The sequence below is a fragment of the Streptomyces sp. MK37H genome, assembly GCF_018035285.1.
GTDB classification, from domain to species: Bacteria; Actinomycetota; Actinomycetes; order Streptomycetales; family Streptomycetaceae; genus Streptomyces; species Streptomyces endocoffeicus.
This window is the reverse complement of sequence record NZ_JAAAYH010000887.1, coordinates 1-725: the sequence shown is the minus strand read 5'-3', so window position 1 is coordinate 725 and position 725 is coordinate 1. Positions and strand designations below refer to the sequence as shown.

The window sequence follows — 725 nt, the reverse complement described above, 5'->3', positions numbered from 1 at the left end:
ATGGCCGGCTCCCGTGGCCTTCCCCGAGACCACCGAGGCGGCGTCCGCCAGGCTCATCCCCGCCAGCTCGGCGGCCTGCTCCACACCCGCCGCATGGAAGACCGCCCTCAGCGGGAACTCCTCCGGGACGGTGTCCAGCACCGCGGCCAGTTGCTCGCGGTCGGCCACATCGCAGGCCGCCACGGTCACCCGGGCCCCCAGGGCTTCGAGCTCCTCGCGCAGCTCGGGCGCGCCCGGCGCCTCGATGCCGCGACGGCTGGTCAGCACCAGATGCTCAGCACCCTGGCCCGCCACCCACCGCGCGATCCGCGCACCCAGCGCACCCGTGCCACCGGTCACCAGCACCGAGCCGCCGACCCGCCACGACCGCTCCGCACCCTCATCAACCCCAGCCCCGGCCTCAGCCCTCACCAGACGCCGGACGAACACCCCCGAACCGCGCACCGCGACCTGGTCCTCACCGTCCCCACCCCCGGACAGCACACCCACCAACCGGCCCACGGCCCGCTCATCCAGCACCTCGGGCAGATCGACCAGACCACCCCACACCGCCGAGTGCTCCAACCCCACCACCCGGCCCAGACCCCACACCTGCGACTGCACCACACCAGCCAGCCGATCCGAACGCCCCACCGACACCGCACCCCGCGAAGCGCACCACAACAGCGCCTCAACACCCACCTCAACCAACGCCCGCACCAACGTCAACGTCGAAGCGAAACCAT

General features: G+C 72.7%; 1 protein-coding gene. It reads right to left on the bottom strand.

The annotated features are described in order from the left end of the window. Positions 1-725, bottom strand: a 725-nt coding sequence (locus tag GWI24_RS44620; protein WP_210951697.1) for a beta-ketoacyl reductase, incomplete at both ends; no start/stop codon positions are given.